The 4,209-nt window shown below is 68.7% G+C and carries 2 protein-coding genes and 1 pseudogene; all 3 read left to right on the top strand.

The genetic code is table 11. From position 1 onward, the window contains the following. The coding region (locus WB785_RS10335) for a helix-turn-helix transcriptional regulator (protein ID WP_424078917.1) at window positions 1–754 on the top strand (754 nt) is incomplete at its 5' end. Between the two features lie 63 nt (window positions 755–817). After that, window positions 818–1,585 carry an endonuclease/exonuclease/phosphatase family protein gene (locus WB785_RS10330; protein WP_424078916.1) on the top strand — a complete coding sequence of 256 codons (768 nt, stop codon included), beginning with the start codon at window positions 818–820 and terminating at the stop codon, window positions 1,583–1,585. Window positions 1,586–1,623: 38 nt separating this feature from the next. Then, window positions 1,624–4,209: pseudogene (locus WB785_RS10325) on the top strand (NEW3 domain-containing protein); the annotation flags it as partial.

Here is a 4,209-nt window from a genome sequence, read left to right as displayed (position 1 = left end):
GCCGTTGCTGCTCGATGCGGACGAGGCGGTGGCGATGGCGGTGTGTCTACGGCTGGCCGCCGGCGGCAGCGTGGCCGGCGTGGCGGAATCGGCGGTGCGGATGTTGAGCAAGCTCGACCAAGTGATGCCGGCGCGGCTGCGCTCGCAGGTCTCGGCGGTGCATGAGGCGACGGTCACGCTTTCACCCGAGGCGGAGTCGCCGGTGGCGCCGGAGGTATTGATGACGCTGGCCCGGGCGTGTCGCGACCACGAGCAAGTCGAGACTGACTACACCGACCGCGTCGGCACAAATACCCAGCGACGGCTGGAGCCCTACCAGTTGGTGACCACCGGCCGGCGCTGGTATCTGCTCGCCTACGACCGCGACCGCACCGACTGGCGCAGTCTGCGGCTCGACCGGATGACCGCGGTGCGCGCACGCGGCTCCACGTTCACACCGCGCCCGGCACCGGACGCCGCCTCATATGTGCGGAGGGCGATCAGCGCCTCGCCGTACCGCTACCTGGCACGAGTGCGCTATAGCATGCCGGAAGAGGCTGTGGCCCAGTATTTTTCGCCTGCTTCCGCAAGTGTGGAACCCGATGGCGACAATGCCTGCGTGGTTACCGCGGGCGGAGACGACCCGGAACGGATGGTGCTGTACTTCGCCATGACGGGCGCCGCGTTCGAGGTACTGGAACCGCCGGAGCTGATCGCCGCCGCAAGGGCGGTGAGCGCACGGCTGCGACGTGCGGCTTCGCCGCTCAGGCGGTAATACCAAGCCGATCGTCGCAAACGCCGATGATCCGTTGGCCGTCATCGTGGGTAGGTAGTACCCATGCGGATGGCCACCTTCAACATCCTGCACGGGCGCGACATCGACGACGAAGAGGTCGATGTCGACCGGCTCGCGGACTGCGTGCGGCGACTGGACGCCGATGTGCTGGCGCTGCAGGAGGTCGACTGCGATCAGCCCCGTTCGGCGATGGCCGATCTGACCGCGGTCGCGGCCGAGGCGATGGGCGCGGTCAGCCACCGATTCGTCGCCGCGATCTCCGGCACTCCGGGCGCCACCTGGATGGCTGCCACCGGCCGCGAGCAGCCGGGCGTCGGGAGCTACGGCATTGCGCTGCTGTCCCGGTTTGAAGCCCTCACCTGGCAGGTGGTGCGGCTGCCGCGCATTCCGATGAAGTTCCCGATGTATCTGCCCGGCGCCGGCCGAGTACACGTCGTCGACGAAGAGCCCCGCACCGCAGTGCTGGCCCGGTTCGACACCGACGTCGGCCCGGTGACGGTGGCCAACACTCATTTGTCGTTCGTCCCGGGATGGAACCGTGTGCAGCTGCGACGGCTGACCCGCGACCTGCGTGGCTTTCCGGGACCGCGGGTGCTGATGGGCGATCTCAATATGACCCCACCAACGCCGCAGCGCTGGACCAGAATGCGGCCGCTCGCCACCGCGTTGACGTTTCCGATCGATCACCCCAACCGTCAGCTCGACCACATTTTGACCGACGACGCCGGCCTGGTCGTCGAGGCGTGTTCGGCGCCGACGCTGCCGATCTCGGATCACCGGCCGTTGATCATCGACGTGTCGCGTCAGTGACGGCGCGCCGCGCCCGTCCAGCGTCGTAGGGTGCGGGGGTGCAGGTGATTTCGGCGGAGTCGACGGAGCTTTTCGTCGGGCCGCCGGACGCGCCGCTGCAGGTGGCAAGGGTGACTGTCAGCGGCGGCACCGAGCCGACGCTGATCCGGGTCGACGGCGACGGCCTTGCGGGGGAGACCTTGGCGCGCGCCGGTGATGACCTGGTCGAGGTGCCGGTGGCCGTCCAGCACCCGGTCGTCGGTCAGCGGCGCGCCGCGCAGCTGCACGTCGAGGGCGGTGTGACACCGTTCGCGTTCACCGTCGCCGAACCCGGCTGGACGATGTTCATGATCAGCCACTTCCACTACGACCCGGTCTGGTGGAACACCCAGGGCGCCTACACCAGTATGTGGCGACAAGACCCGCCGGGCAGGTGCCGCAACGGGTTTGAGCTGGTGCACGCGCATCTGGAGATGGCCCGGCGGGAACCCGAGTACAAATTCGTGCTTGCCGAAGTCGACTACCTGAAGCCGTACTGGGACACCTATCCCGAGGACCGCGCCGATCTGCGCCGCCTGATCGCGCAGGGCCGGGTGGAGATCATGGGCGGCACCTACAACGAGCCCAACACCAACCTCACCAGCCCGGAGACGACGATCCGAAATCTGGTTCACGGCATGGGCTTTCAGCGCGACGTGGTTGGCGGTAACCCGGCCACCGCCTGGCAGCTCGACGTGTTCGGCCACGATCCGCAGTTTCCGGGGATGGCCGCCGACGCCGGGCTGACCTCGAGTTCGTGGGCCCGTGGACCGCACCACCAGTGGGGTCCGATGCACAGCGAGGGCGGCGTGGCGGGTATGCAGTTCTGCAGCGAGTTCGAATGGATCGCGCCGTCGGGGCGCGGCCTGCTCACCCACTACATGCCCGCGCATTACGGGGCCGGCTGGGGGATGGACGACGCCCCGTCGCTGGCGGAGGCCGAACAGGCCACCTACCGGCTGTTCGAGGAACTTCGCAAGGTCGCGCTCACCCGCAACGTGCTGCTACCGGTCGGCACCGATTACACCCCACCGAACAAGTGGGTCACCGACATTCACCGGGACTGGGGTTCGCGCTACACCTGGCCGCGGTTCGTCTGCGCATTGCCCAGTGAGTTCTTCGCCGCGGTGCGAGCCGAATTGGACGCCCACGCGCTGGCACCGTCGCCGCAAACCCGCGACATGAACCCGATCTACACCGGCAAGGACGTGTCGTACATCGACACCAAACAGGCCAACCGGGCCGCCGAGAACGCCGTCTTGGACGCCGAGAAGTTCGCGGTGTTCGCGGGGCTGCTCGCCGGCGCCGAGTATCCGCAGGCCGCGCTGGCCAAGGCGTGGGTGCAGCTGGTCTACGGCGCACACCACGACGCCATCACCGGCTCGGAGTCCGACCAGGTCTACCTCGATCTGCTGACCGGCTGGCGCGACGCGTGGGAACTCGGCCGCGCGGCCCGGGACAACTCGCTGGCACTGCTGTCCAGTGCCGTCGACGGCGACGTGATCGTCTGGAATCCGTTGGCGCACAACAGGACCGATGTCGTTACCGCTCGGCTTCAGGATTCGCTGGGTGCCGGGGTACGCGTGCTCGATCACGACGGCGCCGAGCTGCCCGCGCTCATCGAGCACGACGGCCGGTCGGTCAGCTGGCTGGCGCGCGACGTGCCGTCGCTGGGTTGGCGGGCCTATCGGCTGGTCGCCGCTGACACGTCGGCAGCGTGGAAGCCGGTGCGTGGCAAGCAGATTGCGAACGAGCATTACCGTCTGGTTGTCGACCCGGCCCGCGGTGGCGGGGTGTCGTCGCTGATGCGCGACGGCCGACAGCTGATCGCCGAGGGCCGGGTCGGCAACGAGCTGGCTGTCTATCAGGAATACCCGGCGCACCCGACCGGCGGCGAGGGCCCGTGGCACCTGCTGCCCAACGGGCCGGTGGTCAGCTCGTCGGAAAGCTCGGCGGAAGTGCGGGCCTACCACAGCGCGCTGGGTCAGCGGCTGGTGGTGGCCGGCCGGATTGGCGAATTACTACGCTACACACAAACTTTGACGCTGTGGGACGGCGTCGACCGGCTTGACTGCACCACCACGATCGACGACTTCACCGACGCCGACCAGCTGCTGCGACTGCGCTGGCCGTGCCCGGTTCCGGGCGCCATGCCGGTCAGCGAGGTCGGCGACGCCGTCGTCGGGCGTGGTTTCGCGTTGCTGCATAACGGTTCTCGATCGGTGGACACCGCCGACTACCCGTGGACCCTGGATAACCCGGCCTACGGCTGGTTCGGGCTGTCCTCGGCGGCCCGGGTGCGTGTTGGAGACGGCATACGCGCGGTGTCGGTGGCTGAGGTTGTCGCGCCAACCGAGCCGATGGGCGGCCTGCTGGCCCGCGATCTGATGGTCGCGCTGGTGCGCGCCGGGGTCACGGCGACCTGCAGCAGCGCCGACAAGCCGCGCTACGGCCACCTCGGCGTCGACTCGAACCTGCCGGACACCCGGATCGCCTTGGGCGGTCCGGGGCAGAACGCCTTCACCAAAGCCGTGCTGGCCGCTGCCGATCCGGCCTACACCGTCGAAGTCGAGAGGCAGCTCGCCGATACCGGCCGGGCCAGGGTG

It is taken from the genome of Mycobacterium sp., from assembly GCF_049585075.1.
In the GTDB taxonomy this organism is placed as follows: Bacteria; Actinomycetota; Actinomycetes; order Mycobacteriales; family Mycobacteriaceae; genus Mycobacterium.
This window is presented reverse-complemented; position numbering and strand designations above follow the sequence as displayed.

Bases quoted from the DNA above. Each gene is read 5' to 3' on its own strand.
- WB785_RS10330 (WP_424078916.1), top strand. From the start codon at position 818: ATGCGGATGGCCACCTTCAACATCCTGCACGGGCGCGACATCGACGAC.